Here is an 18,976-nt window from a genome sequence, read left to right as displayed (position 1 = left end):
TCAAATCTTATTCCAAAGTGTACCTTCCTTGCTATCTTTTAGTTGAATTCCGATAGCTGTTAGCTCTTCGCGAATGCGATCTGAGGTCGTAAAATCTTTATTTTTTTTGGCTTCGTTACGCAGCTTAACAATTACATCCATCAGATTGTCAACACTTTCCCCGTCTCCTCCTACTTGATCATGTTGTAATCCCATGATATCACAAACGAAATGCTGCATCAATTCTTTTATATCAACCAATGTGGTTTGGTCTATTTGCTGTTTGCCATCATAAACTGAATTGATTACCCTTACCATTTCAAAAAGCTCCGCAATAAGGATCGGGCTGTTAAAATCATCGTCCATCGCAGCGTAACAATTTGCTTTGATGCTCGCTATATTGTGTTGGATCGATGAATTAGCCGAAGGATTGATCTTATCTAAAAGACCGATAGCGGTCATTAGGCGCTTGTATCCTTTGTCTGCAGCATCCAAAGCTTCATTCGAAAAATCTAACGTGCTTCTATAATGTGCCTGCAACATAAAAAAACGAACCGCCATAGGTGAATAGCCTCTTTGCAATAACGCGTGATTGCCTGTAAACAATTCATGTGGTAAAAAACCATTACCCGCAGACTTGGACATGCGCGCACCATTCACGGTTAACATATTAGTATGCATCCAATATTTAGCCGGGCTAGCATGATTACAAGCTTGAGATTGGGCAATCTCATTGGTATGATGCGTAGCAGCAAGATCCATCCCCCCACCGTGTATATCAAATTGATCGCCTAGATATTTACGGCTCATTGCCGAACATTCGATATGCCATCCCGGAAAGCCCACACTCCACGGCGAAGGCCAGCGCATAAGGTGTTCAGGTTTAGCTTTTATCCAAAGGGCAAAATCCAATCTACCTTTTTTTTCATCCTGACCGCTCAGCACTCTTGTATTATTGAATAAATCTTCTAGGTTTCGGTTGGTAAGAATAGTATAATTATATTCTTTGATGTATTTCTCTACATCAAAATATACCGTGCCGTTCACCTCGTACGCATATCCATTATCCATAATCTGTTTGATCATTTCAATCTGTTCGGATATATGTCCCGTCGCCGTAGGCTCTATGCTTGGCGGAATGGTATTGAACAAACGCAGTACATCATGAAAGCCTATTGTATATTTCTGAACAATTTCCATTGGCTCCAATTGTTCCAATTTGGCTTTCTTCGCAAATTTATCGTCACCTTCATCATTATCACCTTCTAAGTGACCGGCATCTGTTATATTGCGTACGTAGCGCACTTTATAACCTAGATGCAACAAATAGCGAAATATTAAATCGAATGATACAAATGTTCTACAATTCCCCAAATGTACATCGCTATAGACAGTAGGCCCACAGACATACATTCCGACTATATTCGGATGAATCGGTTCAAATTTTTCTTTCTTACGCGTAAGGGTATTGTATAAAACTAAATTGTGCTGCATAGCATGATACTGCTTAAATCTATTTTTGTCTAAAAAACACTTGAATAGGAACCCCGGTAAAATCAAAGTTTTCTCTTAATTTATTTTCGACAAAACGTTTGTAAGGATCCTTAATATACTGTGGTAGGTTACAGAAAAAGGCAAACATGGGTGATCTGCCGGGAATCTGGGTTATGTATTTAACCTTGATGTACTTGCCCTTTATAGCTGGAGGAGGATAATTTTCAATAACACTCAACATTACATCGTTCAGCTTCGATGTAGGAATTTTCTTCGTCTTATTTTTATACACCTCCATAATTGTCTCTACCGCCTTGAAAATACGCTGCTTTTCGGTTACGGATGTAAACAAAATTGGCACGTCATTAAAAGGTGCAATTTTTTCACGGATGCGTGCTTCGAATTCCTTCGCTGTTTTATGATCTTTTTCAACCATATCCCATTTATTGACGAGGATAACAACACCTTTTTTATTCTTTTCTGCTAAATGGAAAATATTTATATCCTGTGCTTCCAATCCATCATTCGCGTCGATCATCAGCACGACAACATCCGCGTCTTCAATCGCCTTGATGGTACGCATTACCGAATAGAATTCAATATTCTCGGTAACTTTGGTTTTACGGCGAAGCCCTGCAGTATCAATTAAAAGGAATTCATTTCCGAATTGGTTATAGTGTATTCGTATAGCATCCCGTGTGGTACCCGCTATCGGGGTCACAATATTGCGATCTTTACCCAACAGTGCATTTGTTAAAGAAGATTTACCGACATTGGGCCGACCTGCGATAGTAATCTTCGGGAGTGTACTCTCCTCTTCTTCCAATATCTCAAAATTTGAAACCACCTCGTCTAACAGTTCGCCCGTACCTGATCCGGTAGCAGACGAAATGTTAAAGATCTCGCCTAATCCAAACGCATAAAACTCTGCCGAAGCATGATGTAGTTTTGCATGATCTACTTTATTGGCAACGACATATACCGGCTTTTTACTACGGCGAAGGATATTCGCAATATCATCATCTAAATCTGTGATACCAGTGGTGACATCTACCATAAAAAGGATAACCGAAGCTTCTTCAATTGCAATGTGAACCTGCTCACGAATAGCAGCTTCAAATATATCGTCCGAACCGTGCACGAAACCACCGGTGTCTATTACTGTAAATCTTTTACCGATCCATTCGGCCTCTCCATAATGTCTATCGCGCGTGACACCACTAAAATCGTCAACGATCGCTTTACGACTTTCGGTCAATCTATTATAAAGGGTTGATTTACCTACATTCGGACGCCCAACAATTGCAACTATATTTGCCATATTTAATATATATTAAAAAACGTTACCTCACGGCAACTCTAAATTATGCTTTTTTTATAAGGATACAAAGTTACGATTAAATAAGAGATTTTTACGGTTATAAACAAAAATGGCTTTGCTGTGTCGCAAAGCCATTTTAACGTATTTAACAACCGGAATCCCGTTACTTATTAATTAGTTGGATTCTGCGTTAGTGTACCTGGGTAGGAGTTTATCGCATCCTGAGGGATATAATAAACCACACGGTAATCCGTAGGTGCTATCACTTCAAACTGCCCGTGTGGACCCGGATATTGCCGGTTCAATGACCCTCCATTGCGGAAAACGTCGTAGCTGCGTTCTGCCTGATAGGCCAATTCTAGTTGGCGCTCTTTATCAATTCTCTCGCTTGCATTAGAAGCATCTAAGGAGCTATATCCGCCGTTTACAATAGAACGCGTTCTGATCTCGTTTAAGTCTGTCCGTGCCGCGACATAGTTTCCAAGTTTAGCATAAGCTTCTGCACGATTAAGATATACCTCGGCTAATCTACTAATAACGGGAGAATGAAGATGTGAATCTTCACCTTCACGAGAGGCTTTCGTAATATAAAACTGTGGATAAACCCTGTTTAAACTAATAAAATAATCAATCACACCTTGATATGTCTTACCGTCCTTATACTGAATGCTGTAAATCTCTTGTTCTGCATCAATAGGGTTTAACGTGTAGATATCTGAGCCTTCTTTACAGGTTACGGTGTTACCATTACGTATTACCGTGTCCTGTACGTAGTTTAGCACATTCACACCATCTTCTTTAATGAAACGGAAAACTTCTACATAAGCACCCGTTGTTGCATTTTTTGAATAAGTTGGTTCAATAAAAGCAGCGCGTGCATCTACCATCGCATATTTTTCCGGGCGCCAATCATTTCGACCTGTTTCATTTAATAAATCAATGTATTTAGCGCTAGCATACATTTCACCCCAACCTTGGCCACCAATATTAGCATACATACCGCCGATTCCGTAATAATGGTCATCGCCAGAAAACTCAGATGCCACACGCTTTACTGCAAATATCGTTTCCGGATTATTCTCTGGCACATACGTATTGTATTTCATAAATTGCTCTCTTGGCAAGAGCGAATAATCTCCGGAGTTAATCACTTTATCTGCATAATCAACAGCCAGTTGCGCATACTCCGCATTGGGCGACTGGTACGTACCACTCATATAGAGATAAACACGGGACAACATGGCTTGGGCGGCACCTTTTGATGCATAGGAAGAACCGTCATTAATAGTCAGCAACTCCTCTGCCTTCTTCAAATCATTAATAACCTGTTCGTATGTAGCTTTGACCGTTGCACGATCGGGCAGTTCCAAATTGATAACGTCATCCGGTGTTCCATTAACGATTGGCACACCTAGGTTCGTTTCTGGATTTTGGTAGTAAGGACGTCCATACGCACGAACCAAGTAGAAGTACATCATACCACGGATGTAATAGCACTCACCTAATTCATTGTCAAATGCTGCATTCTGCCCTTCGTCAAACATATTGATTACATTGGAGACTTGTGCAATTGCCTTATAGCCCGCATTCCAAAACTGGTTTAATCGACCGTTATTTGGTGTTCGTGCAAATGAAATAAATTCATAAAAGGCATCCGTAGAAGATCCTCTGATCATCATATTATCTCCTGCATATTCTCCTGCGCGGTGCATGGGATCAGACCATGCTTTCAGTTGCGCATAGGCACCATTAAGTAAAGATGCTAGATAAGCCTCCGGGTCGTTCTCAATCCGCTCGGAATCCATTGATCCATAAGGCAAACGATCAATATCGCAAGAGGCAAATATGGATATAACTAATAAAGTGATAAATATCTTTTTCATGTTCTTTCCTTTTAAAATGAGACATTAACTCCAAACATAAATCTGCGTGTCGCTGGATATACAGATGGACCAGTTGAACCTAAGATTACCCCCTCTGTTCCCGCTAAGCTAGCTTCGTCATCTTCCTTAAATGGAATCTCGGGATCAACGCCTGAGTATTTGGTAATGACAAATAAGTTTTCGCCAGCAAGAAAGACACGTACATTCCTGATATTGTACCGGCTAAGGTTAACATTATAACCTAAAGTCAATGAACGTAACCGCAGGAAATCACTGTTCTCCACAAAGCGTGAAGAAACTTGATTCCCCCTATCTTGATTGTTGTATTTGGCGATAGGATGTGTTGCATTATCACCCGGCTGCTCCCAACGGCTCCATCCCGGCATCAACTTCATCTGGTTACGATCTGTATACGTTCCATCTGAATCGTATTCCTGACGCGAGTAGTTGTAAATTTTACCACCAATGGAATAACCAAAGACAGCACCTAGATCCAATTGTTTATACCTCAATGCCGTAGAGAATCCACCGAACAAATCCGGCGCGGCATTACCAAGTTTTTCAAAAGTAGCCGCCGAATAATTTGAAGTTGTATTACGTGAAACCTCATTCCCGTCCGAATCTCTTTCCACTTGATACCACATCGGCGCCCCATTATCTGTATTTACACCGGCCCATTCCTTCAAATAATATGTATCAACCGGAAGTCCCGGCTCCAACACGCGCTGTGCAGAGCCAGCGATACCTAAACCGTCACCAATAATAACTGGTCTAATGGTATAATTTCCACTGGCATCCTTTGTCGGGTAGAGTTTGGTCAGTCTGTTTTTATTATGCCCAATATTCACGTCTACACTCCAAAGCCAATTATCATTTCGAATAATGTCTCCACCAACCGCAAGCTCAAATCCAGTATTTCTCATTTCTCCGATATTTTGCCAAATGCTGGTAATGCCCACCGTTCCGGTGACAGGAACTTGGTATAAAATATTGTCTGTATCCTTTACGTAATAGTCAAACGTCGCTCTTACGCGATTATTGAGAAACGTTGCGTCAGCCCCTGCTCCTGCTGTATACGTTTTCTCCCACGTAAGGTCTCTGTTGCCCTTTTGGCTAATTAATGCTCCAGGTTCACCGTTGTAACTCGAGCTTTGCGATATAGAATAAAGATCATATTGCGGATATAACGAACTAGGACGGTTACCTACTGAACCGTATGCTGTGCGAAGTTTCAAAACGTCTACCCAATCAGCTTTAAACCAATCTTCACGGTTAATGTTCCAACCTGCACTAACAGAGAAAAAATTACCATACTTGGCATTGTCACCAAAATTAGATGCGCCATCTCTACGGAATGAAACCTGAGCGAGGTATTTATTATCATAAGCATAATGCACATTCGACAAAAAGGATTGCACAGCCCATTCATTGATCTTGCCCCGCGTGCGCTCTGGTCTTGTAACAACATCCAGCACTTCAAATCCAGGAATAAAGCCTGTACCATAGGCATCCAATGTTTTTGCCGAGTAATCATTATATTCATAAGCAATCAAACCATTTAACGCATGTCGATCCCAGGTTTTATTTACACGCAGAATTTGGCTGGTGTATCGCCTCGCATACTCCGAGCGGTATTCGGTTAGACGCCCGCCCACATTCAATCCTCCATTAGAACGCGGATCTGTATATCCGCCAGCTGAATAATGATTGTACCTATAGTTATTGACAGACGAGAAACTCAACCAATCGGTCAATTTGACATCAAAATCAAGATTTCCCATAAACTCATAGTTGATGTTCTCGGAATGGTTCCATTGCAGATCATACAAATAGTTGGTGCTTGCATTATTTACCCAACCACTGTAACGATGTGGAACTAAATTACCATCCGCATCAAATGGGCTATCCCATGGTAAGTTGGAATACATCGCCGTTGTAGAATACTGCTTATCATCTACTCCTCGGCGTGCACCAACTAATGATGGTTTAATAGACAACCAATCAAACGGTTTATACGTTTGTCTGAAGCGAAGATTATAACGTTTAAAGTCGTATCCTTTTACAGCCCCCTTTTCATCATACAATCCCACAGACATGAAAGATTGCAGTGTCTCCGTTCCCCCTTGAATAGTGGCGTTGTGATTTTGAGTGAATCCACTTTGCGTTGCCAAGTCCCACCAATTGAAGTCGCTATTACGTAAGTCTTCGTTCCAACGTGGAAATGAAATATTACTTGCATTAGCAAACGAAGCATAATAATCATACAACTCTGCTCCGTTCATCATTTTCATATTTCCGTTCGTGAGCTGATTAAAGCCGATCTTCGAAGAAAGGTCTACCGTAGTCTTTCCCACTTTTGCGTTCTTTGTCGTGACAACAATAACGCCATTAGCCCCTTGCGACCCGTAGATTGCTGTTGATGCCGCATCCTTCAAAATGGTCATGGATTCAATGTCATCCGGATTTATATCTCCAGCTCGCGAACCAACGATAACACCATCGATAACCCATAATGGACTCGTACTTCCACTCAACGTAGCCTGACCTCGAATAACAACGCCCCCTCTTGCGCCTGGCTGTCCTGAGCCCGGAGCTACAAAAACACCAGGAGCCTTTCCATTCAGCATATTTTCTACTGACGGTGTAGTTATATCTCTCAGCTCATTACCTTTTACGGTATTCAGTGCTCCTGTTAAGCTCTCTCTTTTCTGAGTACCATAGCCCACCACCACGATCTCCTCCAAAGCTTGATCACTTTCGTCCAAAACCACCGACAGTACATTTCCGGTTACGATCTCCTCCAGCGTTGTAAATCCAATCGCTGTAAAAATCAGTGTCTGACCGTTACTTGCCTGAATGGAAAAGTTGCCCTGATCATCTGTTGAAGTAGATACAGAAGAATTCTCTTTGATGGTGACGGTAACGCCTGAAACAGCCCCCGTAGATGAAGTAACACGACCTGTTACCGTTTGTTGAAAAAATGCATTGGCGTGTGTAGTCAACTCACTTCCAAATACCGAAGCAGTAGGTATACCAAACCCAAGCATCAGGATTGAAGCCAGTCGAAAACTTTTACCAATGAAAAAAGGACTTGTAAATCTCTTTATCATAAAATTACTTTTAAGGTTTTTCATTAAACTAACGAAGTTCCATAAGTAGTGGAATTCCGTAGTCTACACCCGCCAAGGTAACCCAAAGTAATTTAATGAAAAACAAAATGCTAAACGAAACCGTTTGCGTAAAAGCACACAAACGTTTGCATACACAACCTTTTATAACAATGTTAAATCCGTGGGGTCCCGGAGTTCAAACAATAGAGGATAGCAATTACGCAAAAAGCTTCGACCTAAGGTCGAAGCTTTGCTTCAGTAGCGGGGATTGGACTCGAACCAATGGCCTTCGGGTTATGAGCCCGACGAGCTACCAACTGCTCCACCCCGCAATGTATTTTTAATTTCGTCGAGCTAAGCCTTCACTTAGCTCTTTAGTAGCGGGAATTGGACTCGAACCAATGACCTTCGGGTTATGAGCCCGACGAGCTACCAACTGCTCCATCCCGCAATGTATTTTAATTTTTTGAGCTAAGCATTGCCTTAACTCTTTAGTAGCGGGGACCAGACTCGAACTGATGACCTTCGGGTTATGAGCCCGACGAGCTACCAACTGCTCCACCCCGCAATATATTTTATATATTAAATGCGTTCTTTTGGTCAAAACGCAAGATATTGCTCTCCTTAATTGGAGTACAAAGATATTATTTGTTTCTTTGTAATCCAAATAAAGATTGAAAAATGTCGCATAAAGCAGGATTCGTAAGTATTGTAGGTAAACCAAATGCCGGAAAATCGACACTAATGAACTCATTAGTAGGGGAAAAGATGTCCATCATCACTCCCAAAGCTCAAACAACACGCCACCGGATTATCGGGATTGTAAACGATGTAGATCATCAAATCGTATTTTCAGACACACCTGGCGTGATCAAACCCAACTATTCTTTACAAGAATCCATGATGAATTTTGTACAGGGGTCTTTGATCGATGCTGATATTATTCTTTTTGTGACAGATATAAACGAAAAATACGATGAGAATGATGTCATAGAAAAGCTTCAAAAAACAGCATCACCCGTTGCCGTGTTAATCAATAAGATAGACAAATCCTCGGAAGAGGAAGTCATGGCCAAGATAGAATTCTGGAAAGAGAAATTAAATCCACATGCTATTTTTGCTATATCTGCTTTGCTTGATTACGGAGTTAATGGCATCATGCAGTATATCAAGGAAAATCTTCCTGAACACGCTCCCTATTACGAGAAAGACGAATTAACGGACAAATCGATGCGTTTCTTCGTTTCAGAGATGATCCGTGAGAAGGTGTTCAAACTTTACGACAAAGAAATCCCCTACAGTACGGAGGTTATTGTAACTTCTTACAAAGAGGAGGCTAAAATTACACGAATAGCAGCTGAAATTATCGTAGAACGTGATTCGCAAAAGAACATTATTATTGGAAAAGCGGGTGCAATGATAAAAAAGGTTGGCACTTATGCACGTCAGGACATCGAGGAGTTCATAGGTAAAAAAGTCTTTCTCGAACTATTTGTGAAAGTGATTCCTGATTGGAGATCTAAGAAAAATTATTTGAAAAGTTTCGGTTACGACGATTAAAACGAATCCGCAGATTTGCAGATAGGCGAATCTGCCTCTTTAGTTTTCCGGAAAATAAGTGCGAAGAGCCATTAGTTGCTTTTGATTCAACACCTTTTTTAGCTCTTCGTCAGACTGTTCTTTTATTCGTTTCACGGACTTAAACGTTTTCAGTAGACGTTCCACGGTGGTCTTCCCAATGCCGGGAATATTCTCCAATTCTGAGACAAACGTTTTGCGGCTTCGCTGGTTACGGTGAAAAGTGATCCCAAAACGATGGGCCTCGTCGCGAAGGTGTTGAATAACACGCAGTGTCTCCGATTTCTTATCCAGATAAAGCGGATACTGGTCTCCAGGATAAAATAACTCTTCCAATCGTTTGGCGATACCTATGACGGTCAGTTGTCTTTCGATCCCCAATAAACGTAAGCTCTTCAAGGCTGCGCTTAACTGTCCTTTTCCACCGTCAATTATGATTAATTGAGGTAGCGGTTGCTCCTCATCCAAGATACGCTTATACCTTCTATATACAGCCTCTTCCATCGTTGCAAAATCATCCGGTCCCTCAACGGTTTTCACATTAAAATGCCGGTAATCTTTTTTGGAAGGTTTTGCATCTTTGAAGACTACAATCGCCGATACTGGAAAACTACCTTGAATATTAGAGTTATCAAAACATTCGATATGGCGGGGAAGCACATTTAATCTTAAGTCTTTTTGCATCTGAAGAAGGATGCGTTCTGTTTTCAATTCTGGATTGAGACGCTCGTACTGTGTCAATCGTTCCTTTTTAAAATAGGCAACGTTCTTGAGTGAAAGCTCTAATAGCTTAAATTTATCTCCAGCTTTAGGGACCGTAAATTTAACATATTCGGGAGTACTCTCGATCTCCAAATCAAAAGGCACAATGATCTCCCGCGACACGCTATTAAAACGGCTACGTATTTCCGGAATAGCAAGAGTTAGCAGTTCCGCATCACTTTCATCCAAGCGCTTCTTCATTTCTAAAGTTTGGGTTTGAATGACAACGCCATTCATCACTTTTAGGAAATTCACAAAAGCATAACTTTCATCCGAAGCTATGCTAAATACGTCCACATTAGAAATGGAGGCGCTTACCACGGTTGACTTGCTTTGGTAATTCCCCAGTTTATCCAATTTAGCCTTTAGATTGTGTGCAACCTCAAACTTTAATTGAGCAATAGCTCCGTTTAGCTGCATCTTCAAACGATTCGTGACTACCGATATTTTACCGTTCAGAATGTCTTTTATATCGCTTAGATTTTGGTTGTAATCTTCCTCATCCTGAAATCCTTCGCAGGGCCCTTTACAGTTGCCGATCTGGTATTCCAGACATACTTTATACTTGCCTTTTGCAATATTTTGAGGTGCTAAGTTAAGATTGCATGTACGCAGGGGGAATAATTCTCTTATGGTATCCAACACGATGTGCATCATACCAACAGAAGCATACGGGCCAAAATACCGGGAACCATCTTTGATATATTTACGCGTCCAATAAATTCGGGGGAAATGTTCATTTTTAATAACGATCCACGGGTAGGTTTTGTCATCTTTCAGCATGACATTATACCGAGGTTTATGCTTCTTGATCAGATTGTTCTCGAGGAGCCACGCATCGATTTCCGTATCCACGATCGTAAATGCAATACGCTGAATTTTTCGTACTAGGACACGTGTCTTCGAATTGAGTTGCCTATCATTGACAAAATAAGAACCTACGCGGTTTCGTAGATCTTTGGCTTTACCCACATAGATCAATTCACCGCCTTTATCAAAATATTGATATACCCCCGGTTTATGAGGGATTCTTTTTAGTTCTTCCTTATAATCAAATTCACTCATACCCCCTCAAAAATACTGGACTACATCTAAACAAAAATATTTACTCCTGTCACCAATTAGTACTGATTAAAAACTCAGTCGTTCTTCATCTTCATTTAACAAGGGTTGTTCGGTAGAGTATCCATCATATTTACTGTATTGCGAGCAATCCATCTCTCGCGTCATTCCACCAGGAGGCAATGCAAAGTCTCCTTTTGAATATTTTAGTTCTTTGTCGCCATACACTTTTTTCATAAAGAGTCCAAAGACGGGAAGTGCAGCTGCAGCACCCTGGCCGTATTGCATATTACTAAAACTAATACCTCGATCTTCTGCTCCCGTCCACACACCTGCAACCAATTCAGGAGTGATACCGATAAACCAGGCATCGGAATTATCGTTTGTCGTCCCCGTTTTTCCGCCCAACGGATAAGTCAGTCCGCCATATTCCTTACGCCGAAGGCGACTACCAGTACCGCCATCCACGGCGCTTTTTAGCATGTCAACCATGATATAAGCAGATTCGCTATTTAGCGCTTTTACTACTTTTGGTGCTTTCTCATAGATGGATGTACCGTTCTTATCCTCGATCCGTAGTATCATGGTCGGCTCTACCCATGTACCGTTGTTTACAAAAGCTGAATAAGCTCCCACCATATCAAAAACCGAGGCTTCATATGCTCCTAATGCAATGGAAGGATAGTTGGGCACATTCGATGTAACGCCCATCTTCTTCGTTAATGCCGCGACACTAGCGGCACCAACCTCATTTATAACATACGCAGAAGCAAAGTTTTGAGAATATTTTAGTGCGTTTTTTAAGGTGATAGGATCACCACCCTGGATCGTTCCGCGAGGATTCCAATTGCCATAAGACCGTTGATGGTTTGGCACGGAGAAACATGGTGAATAACCATTGTCGATTGCAACCGCATAGGTAAACGGCTTCGCCGTAGAACCTACCTGGCGCGTTCCTAATTTTACTTGATCATATTTAAAATGCTCAAAATCAATCCCTCCTACCCACGCTTTGATATGTCCTGTCTGAGGTTCCATAGCCATCATTGCGTTACGTAGCAAGAGCTTATTGTATTTTATCGAATCCATTGGTGTCATTACCGTATCAATGTTCCCTTTCCACGTAAATAGTGTCATGGGTGTTTTTGTATTGAATGCTTTCTTGATATCAGCCTCAGACACCCCTTCGTTCTTCAGCATCCTATACCGGTCCGAACGTTTCATGCCTGTCTCTAACAATTTTGCTTTTTCACCGGCAAATGCATTTCTTCGCTTCCATTGCTTGTCAAATTCATTTTGCAGCGTTTGCATCCATTCTTTTTGCGCTTCTTCGGCGTACTGCTGCATATTATAGTTGATAGGTGTATATATTCGTAATCCGTCCTTATCTAAATCATAAGGGCTACCATCCGGCTTGGTAATAGAAAGTCGCTGGAATTCTTTCTTTATTTCTTCTTTTAATACCGCTCGGAAATACGGAGCTAATCCTTCCCCATAATTTGAAATACGTATTTTCAAGCCCAACGGCTTTTCCTTGGCTTTAGCCAGTTCTTCACTCGATAAGAAATTTTCATCATGCATATTAATCAATACTTGATTGCGTCGAAGTAATGATTTCTCGGGAAACTTAATTGGGGAGTATAAATAAGTACCTTTTAGCATCGCCACCAATACGGCAGCCTGCTCTGCAGTCAGTTTATCGGGTGTTGTATCAAAATATGTGCGGGCAGCAGATTTAATTCCATATGTATTATATGCTCCAAAGTCGACGGTATTGAAGTACATCATAATGATTTCTTCCTTTGTATAATTACGCTCAAGCCGTACAGCGGTAATCCATTCTTGAAACTTTTGCATTACCCGCCGGACCTTATTACGCTCTCTTCTTTCAGAAAAAAGGTTAAGTGCTAATTGTTGTGTAATCGTACTTCCTCCCTGCTTATTACCGAACAACGTATAGAATATAGCAGTTACTGTTCTAGAATAATCAATCCCGGAATGGTTATAGAATCGTTTATCTTCCGTTGCAATAAGTGCATGGACCAAATGTGGGGATAGTTCACTGTATTTTACATTAGATCGATTATGCACATAATATGTACCCAACACCTTTTGGTCGTCGGTCAGTATCTCTGAAGCCAGATTACTTCTCGGGTTCTCCAAATCTTCAAAAGAAGGCAGTTGACCAAAAAGTCCGATGCGTACAGCTCCCAAAAATAGGCTTGCAAACACAACAATTCCGATCAGGAATTTCCAAAAATTGCGTGTATAACGGGAAACATCTTCTTGAGTTAATTTATTCTTTTTGGATTCTCTCTTCATATTAATATGATAGTTGTAAAACTATTGTTCACTATACGTTTGATGATAATTTCTAATTTGTACTCCATCGGTGAGTGAAGGAAACACCTCTTTTGTAATGACAAAAGTATTATAAATTTCTACGGGCACTTTCATAATCTCATGCATCATCGGTAAAATTTTTGATTCATAACCCTTCACTTCCTCAAAGGTATTAAACGGCCCAATAAATATAAGTTGGTTTTCGCCGTTCACCATTTTCAGTTGATGACTAATGCTCAACTGTGCATACCGGGTTCTATTAAACTGTCCTATGCCGTACCTACTCGGTGCCATATTTAATTTTGCATCCATCACGTTGATCGTAAAATAATACGTGGCAGTATCCGGAAAGAGTTTTTTGTCTCTGTAATCATTTGGCCCGAGGTCGATATTCACTTGCCCTAGTGGTCTATTGATTTGGCCTAACGACACATTCGTATTCACTTGTGTGCTTGCACTTATTTTACCCTCAGTCGTTACGTCAGATATACCCGCTAGCGTTCGTTGCGGCTCAGTTTCAGCCACCTCCTCCTGGCCTAATTCTGCTACTGCAACTTTTTCCTCCGTTTTTATCAATTCCTCCTTTTTAGGCTCCTCTTTGATCGCTAGCTCAACTTTGGCAATTACTACTTCTTCCTTTGTTTCCTCTTTCTCCACCGCACTTTCAATGTTGACAACCTGTTCGATTTCAGGTTCGACTTTTGCAATTTTAATTTCTTCCTTGGGTTTCGGTTTTTCCTGCACAATTGCCGTACCAGTTCTATAGTCTCCGTTAATACCTAAGTTCGGCCAAGCCGTCATATGAGGTTCGTCTATAAATGCTATTCTGCTTTTATCTATATCCTGCAGTGCATTTACACGGTTGGTAAAGTAATTTGGGTGCTGTTCTATAAAAGTTAAATTTTCTTTAGCTAAGGGTACTACCAAACTATCCGTAGGATACTTCGCAACGATATCATTCAACGCTTCTGTAAAATCTCCTACTCTCCCGACTCGACCTACAGCCAAGGCGCGCAGGTATTCTACTTGAGCAACCAGCCCTGTATTTTCAAAACGTTCTTTCAAATCTTTGTCGGCCTCCGTAATAACAGTAGCGTGATCGCCGTTGGCGTAGAGCGTGAATAGCTTTTCGAATACACGGTCTAAAATATTTTTATCCCTTTTTATTTTATCCATGTAAGACGGATCAAGCGCGACTTGCGCATGCAAGCTTTGAGGGTATAATGCGATAAGACGAGTTTTATAATCCAGTGATTTGGCCTGATCTAAGCCGTCGTACATGCGGTATAGCGAATAGTAGATTTCTGCCCCAGCTTCCGTGTTTGGGTATCTTCTCAAGAATTCCTCATATACATGGATGGCATCGATATTGTCCTTTGTGTAATCTCGATATATGTTCCCGATAACAATTAAGTTGTCGTGTACTTTTTTGTGACTGGCTTCGTAAGCCTCTTTTTGCGTCGGAATTTCACTGCTGTATTTCGATTTTGCTGTGGATATAAAAAGCGCTTCGTCCAGTTCGGCATCATCCTCTTTTACAAAATCAGTTTCAACAGTGCTGTTTTGGGCTACCTTAACCGCTGCAGAATTATCTGCCTCATAACGCCAATTATCTTTCAGTTGCCTATTGCCCCAGCGTCGTCTAAATGACGACTGCCCCAAAACCAGCTCATCCTGATTATTAAAATAAAAGGTTTTGTCCGAATTTGTGGCCAATGAATTCGTTGGTGTATTAAATGCCATCAACGCAGTGTTTACATTCTGCGAAGTATTTTTTTTATTTTTTGATTTCGCTTTTGCCAATTGAGCTTTTTCTATTTCCAGTTTCTTTGCCTGTAAGGCGACGTTCGCATACGCATTGAGCACACTTTCTAAGTCGGACTCATTCAACGCGGCCAACTGTAATAACGTATCTTGCCAAGCAACTTCGGCATACAGCTTGGTTATTTCAGACATATACCCCAATTTTCGGCGGATTTTATTTACATCCGTATAATCCGCAGGCAAAACAATCGCTACAGAATCGTAGTATAACTGGGCCAAATGATATTTACGCTGCTCCAAATAATGGTCCCCCAACTTTAAATAGGTCTCGGTAGTTTGATAATTATTTTTTTTCGGTTCATTTAGCGACTTATTGTATGCAACAAGCGCTTCATTTATTTTACCGTCTGCATAATATATGTCTCCGATTTGAAATAAAATCTGGTCTTGGTATCCATCATTTTTACCTTCGCGAAGCATTCTTTTTAATGGCTTTACACGATCTTCGATCGACGAATATCTATTTCCTTTTAGAAACGCAGTTTGCAAGGATGCTTCAAAAGCCATATCATAGGGGACGTTGCTTCTTGAAATCTGTTGAAAGTATTGAAGGGCCTGCTCTGCTTGTCCATTATCACGGTATAATTGCGCTAATAAAAACATCCACCTCCTTTTATTGCTGAGGTCACTATTCGATTCTAAAGCATACTCCAAATATGGAATCGCTTCCAGTTCTTCTCCATTCCGTATCAGGTAATTTGCTTTCGCTGCATTAACGAAGGTGCGCACCTCTTTTTCTTCACTCAGAGTTGCAAATGCAGAATCCACCATTAACTTAGCTTGTTCTTCTTTACCTATTTGAAGCAATGCCCGGGATTTCCAAGCATATCCCATAGATACGAAATCTATCTGTTCACCAGAACTACGGATAAGCTGATTAAAAAACTCTAAAGCCGTATAATAAGATCCTTTGTAGTAATTGGCTTTACCAATAATAAAATATGCATCGTTAACGTATCTGCTTTCCTGCTTCGTGTTTACGACTTTATAAGCCTTCTGAATTAAGGAATCCATCATAATATGCGAGTCGCCCTGAGCAGTGGGTTCGTCAAAAACAGTTTGCCGGATTTGAAAGTTATGGGTATTGGTGTTTGCTATCGCTTCGCGTTCTTTGTCCAACATCAAATTCGCATTGTACAAAATATTATATTTTGACGTGACGTTTTGCATGAAATTATACTGTGTTATAGTATCATTTCCAGCATCTACTTTTTTAAAAGTGCTATTATTTCTTTTAATCCCCTTACATCCCATCACTAAAGCAATGGTACTCAATCCAAGGAACAACAGAAAACAATTCTTTTTCAACCAATACGTCTTTTTCAGATTAAGCATTCTTTAATTTCAAAACTTAAGTAACTACAGCACATACCTATCCATATTAAATGCAAACTTAGATAAACTTGAGGTGCAAAGCAAGTTCTTAGCAATATATTAACACCCGCTTTATCTCCTTTCTCCCGTTCGTGAAAGACAAGCGTAAAATCTAGACTTGTGTGATTATGACAGTAAAAAACCTCAATTTTATTATCACGGACTACCTATACTTTTTATACATTTACGCTCTATAATGAAGAATAAAACATCCGCTGGTCTTTTTTTTATTTTTATCACCGTCGTAATTGACACGATTGGTTTAGGGATAATCATTCCTGTGATGCCTAAGCTGATTCAGGAACTTATTCATGGGGATATTAGCGAAGCATCGCGGTACGGAGGCTGGCTTGTCTTTGCATACGCGTTCACCCAGTTTTTTTTTGCTTCGGTACTCGGTAGCCTAAGCGATCGCTTTGGACGGCGACCTGTATTATTGATTTCTCTTTTCGGCTTTTGTATTAATTACCTTTTGATGGGTTTTGCTCCATCCATTTTCTGGCTTTTTATGGGTCGTCTCATTGCCGGGGTGACGGGGGCGAGTCATTCGGTGGCAGCAGCGTATATTGCAGACATCAGCACCCCACAAAACAAGGCGCAAAATTTCGGATTGTTGGGTGCTGCATTCGGCGTAGGCTTTATCATAGGACCAGTGCTAGGGGGACTGCTAGGACATTACGGTGCACGGGTGCCTTTTTTCGCGGCCGCCTTATTAAGCTTTCTTAATTTTACTTATGGTTACTTTATCGTTCCCGAATCACTAAAACCGGAATTGAGAAGACCTTTCAACTGGAGGTTGGCGAATCCCATTGGCGCCTTTGTACATATCAATAAATATCCGATCATCCTACCTTTAATCATATGCATTTTTCTGATTAACATGGCGGCTCATTCTGTACAAAGCACGTGGTCGTATTATACGATGGAAAAATTTCATTGGAACGAACGGATGGTCGGTATATCTCTCGGATTTATAGGTGTTTTATTGATGATTGTCCAGGCCGGCTTAATTCGTCTCATATTACCTAAAATTGGATTACGATGGGCTATCATTTTAGGAACCTTACTGTATACGGTATCTCTTCCCTTATATGGTCTTTCTACGGAGACCTGGATGCTTTTTGCAATCAGCATCCCTTATGTCCTAGCCGGAATAGCAGGCCCATCTCTACAGAGTTATATTTCCAACCTTGTGCCACAGAATGAACAGGGGCAGATCCAAGGTGGGATAACGTGTGTTATCAGTCTAACTGCCATTATTGGCCCCTTGATGATGACGAGCTTATTTTCTTACTTTTCCCGTAAAAGTACTGCCATTTATTTCCCTGGAGCGCCTTTTTTTGTGGCCGGTTTACTAGCCTTAACTGCTTTGATTATCGCTATTCGTTACTTTAAGAGATTCAAAGGGAATTAATCCTTCTGAATTAAACAAACGGCATATGCTACCACCCCTTCTTCCCTTCCAATAAAACCCATTGTCTCATTTGTCGTCGCTTTAATTGAAATATCGTCTATCTCCAACCCTGTAGACTCCGCTAGCTTCTTTTTCATTTCAAGAATATACGGTTTTATTTTCGGTGCTTCCAAACACAACATCGCATCGACATTCCCTATTTTCCACCCCTTCTCACCCACCAATCGAACGCATTCTTCTAGTAGCAGTAGACTGCTGATACCTTTCCATTTATAATCCGTATTTGGAAAATGATAACCAATGTCCTCTAAATTGGCAGCGCCCAGAATGGCATCGCAAATAGCATGAACTAACACGTCCGCATCGGAATGACCAAATGCTCCCGAATGGTGATCAAGCTGAACTCCACCTACGAAAAATGGATGCCCTTCTCTCATTTGATGAACATCAAATCCAAAACCTACTTTAATTTTCATCTGTATATAATTATTGATCTATTATTTGTTTTTAGCGGGATCAATGAGATCGCTTGTCTTTCATTTGTATTATTCATCACTTGTTCGCTTTTTAAGGCATTCATGAAATCGCTTCGCTAAGTTCATGAGCTCACTACGTTCGGTTTGAAAAATCATGATGGTTTCATCTTTTTTTTTATGGTTGATGAGATTTCGATGTAAATAACGGTTGCCTTCTGTCTCCATCTTATTTAGATCTCGCTTTCATGGAAGCGAAATTAAGACTTATTTGTCACAGTAAAAAAACTAGTTGAATACGGTCGAAAAGGATATTCTCAAATTTTAACATTTTTTAAGACTTTTTAGAAGTTAAAAAA

The 18,976-nt window shown here is 40.7% G+C and carries 10 protein-coding genes and 3 tRNA genes; 2 read left to right on the top strand and 11 right to left on the bottom strand.

Features of this window, described 5'->3' with window-relative positions; translation table 11 throughout:
* The 7 genes from cysS to C4F40_RS01945 all read right to left on the bottom strand — a co-directional run bounded on the left by cysS (position 1) and on the right by C4F40_RS01945 (position 8,355).
* A complete protein-coding gene (cysS, locus tag C4F40_RS01975) occupies positions 1-1,473 on the bottom strand; it encodes a cysteine--tRNA ligase (protein ID WP_196937694.1) in 1,473 nt (490 codons plus the stop codon).
* A gap of 19 nt (positions 1,474-1,492) precedes the next feature.
* A complete protein-coding gene (gene der / locus C4F40_RS01970) occupies positions 1,493-2,794 on the bottom strand; it encodes a ribosome biogenesis GTPase Der (RefSeq protein ID WP_196937693.1) in 1,302 nt (433 codons plus the stop codon).
* 170 nt (positions 2,795-2,964) lie between these two features.
* The gene (locus tag C4F40_RS01965) at positions 2,965-4,677 is read right to left on the bottom strand and encodes a RagB/SusD family nutrient uptake outer membrane protein (protein WP_196937692.1); all 1,713 of its coding nucleotides are present in this window, start codon (positions 4,675-4,677) and stop codon (positions 2,965-2,967) included.
* Positions 4,678-4,688: 11 nt separating this feature from the next.
* Entirely contained in the window at positions 4,689-7,787 is a 3,099-nt protein-coding gene (locus C4F40_RS01960; protein WP_231389886.1) for a SusC/RagA family TonB-linked outer membrane protein, read from the bottom strand.
* A 259-nt stretch (positions 7,788-8,046) separates the two neighbouring features.
* Positions 8,047-8,119: transfer RNA gene (locus tag C4F40_RS01955), tRNA-Met, on the bottom strand.
* Positions 8,120-8,165: 46 nt separating this feature from the next.
* Positions 8,166-8,238, bottom strand: a tRNA-Met gene (locus tag C4F40_RS01950).
* 44 nt (positions 8,239-8,282) lie between these two features.
* Positions 8,283-8,355: transfer RNA gene (locus tag C4F40_RS01945), tRNA-Met, on the bottom strand.
* Positions 8,356-8,468: 113 nt separating this feature from the next.
* On the opposite strand from C4F40_RS01945, the gene era reads away from it, so the two are divergent.
* Complete coding sequence (gene era, locus C4F40_RS01940; RefSeq protein ID WP_196937690.1) at positions 8,469-9,347, top strand: GTPase Era; 879 nt, start codon at positions 8,469-8,471, stop codon at positions 9,345-9,347.
* Between the two features lie 39 nt (positions 9,348-9,386).
* Here era and uvrC read toward each other — a convergent pair whose 3' ends face one another.
* The 3 genes from uvrC to porW form a co-directional block, all read right to left on the bottom strand.
* Entirely contained in the window at positions 9,387-11,192 is a 1,806-nt protein-coding gene (gene uvrC / locus C4F40_RS01935; RefSeq protein ID WP_196937689.1) for an excinuclease ABC subunit UvrC, read from the bottom strand.
* 66 nt (positions 11,193-11,258) lie between these two features.
* Positions 11,259-13,511 (bottom strand): transglycosylase domain-containing protein, encoded by a 2,253-nt coding sequence (locus C4F40_RS01930; protein ID WP_196937688.1) that lies wholly within the window; start codon positions 13,509-13,511, stop codon positions 11,259-11,261.
* Between the two features lie 21 nt (positions 13,512-13,532).
* Complete coding sequence (gene porW, locus C4F40_RS01925) at positions 13,533-16,691, bottom strand: type IX secretion system periplasmic lipoprotein PorW/SprE (protein ID WP_196937687.1); 3,159 nt, start codon at positions 16,689-16,691, stop codon at positions 13,533-13,535.
* A gap of 235 nt (positions 16,692-16,926) precedes the next feature.
* Between porW and C4F40_RS01920 the strand changes: the two genes are divergently transcribed.
* Positions 16,927-18,144 (top strand): TCR/Tet family MFS transporter, encoded by a 1,218-nt coding sequence (locus C4F40_RS01920; protein WP_196937686.1) that lies wholly within the window; start codon positions 16,927-16,929, stop codon positions 18,142-18,144.
* Here the strand turns inward: C4F40_RS01920 and ispF are convergent.
* Positions 18,141-18,620, bottom strand: coding sequence for a 2-C-methyl-D-erythritol 2,4-cyclodiphosphate synthase (ispF, locus tag C4F40_RS01915; protein ID WP_196937685.1), 480 nt, complete (start codon positions 18,618-18,620; stop codon positions 18,141-18,143). The two genes, C4F40_RS01920 and ispF, sit on opposite strands and share 4 nt — an antisense overlap.
* Positions 18,621-18,976 lie beyond the last annotated feature (356 nt).

It is taken from the genome of Sphingobacterium pedocola, assembly GCF_015209965.1.
In the GTDB taxonomy this organism is placed as follows: domain Bacteria; phylum Bacteroidota; class Bacteroidia; order Sphingobacteriales; family Sphingobacteriaceae; genus Sphingobacterium; species Sphingobacterium pedocola.
This window is presented reverse-complemented; position numbering and strand designations above follow the sequence as displayed.

Bases quoted from the DNA above. Each gene is read 5' to 3' on its own strand.
- cysS (WP_196937694.1), bottom strand. From the start codon at position 1,473: ATGCAGCACAATTTAGTTTTATACAATACCCTTACGCGTAAGAAAGAA.
- der (WP_196937693.1), bottom strand. From the start codon at position 2,794: ATGGCAAATATAGTTGCAATTGTTGGGCGTCCGAATGTAGGTAAATCA.
- C4F40_RS01965 (WP_196937692.1), bottom strand. From the start codon at position 4,677: ATGAAAAAGATATTTATCACTTTATTAGTTATATCCATATTTGCCTCT.
- C4F40_RS01960 (WP_231389886.1), bottom strand. From the start codon at position 7,787: ATGATAAAGAGATTTACAAGTCCTTTTTTCATTGGTAAAAGTTTTCGA.
- era (WP_196937690.1), top strand. From the start codon at position 8,469: ATGTCGCATAAAGCAGGATTCGTAAGTATTGTAGGTAAACCAAATGCC.
- uvrC (WP_196937689.1), bottom strand. From the start codon at position 11,192: ATGAGTGAATTTGATTATAAGGAAGAACTAAAAAGAATCCCTCATAAA.
- C4F40_RS01930 (WP_196937688.1), bottom strand. From the start codon at position 13,511: ATGAAGAGAGAATCCAAAAAGAATAAATTAACTCAAGAAGATGTTTCC.
- porW (WP_196937687.1), bottom strand. From the start codon at position 16,691: ATGCTTAATCTGAAAAAGACGTATTGGTTGAAAAAGAATTGTTTTCTG.
- C4F40_RS01920 (WP_196937686.1), top strand. From the start codon at position 16,927: ATGAAGAATAAAACATCCGCTGGTCTTTTTTTTATTTTTATCACCGTC.
- ispF (WP_196937685.1), bottom strand. From the start codon at position 18,620: ATGAAAATTAAAGTAGGTTTTGGATTTGATGTTCATCAAATGAGAGAA.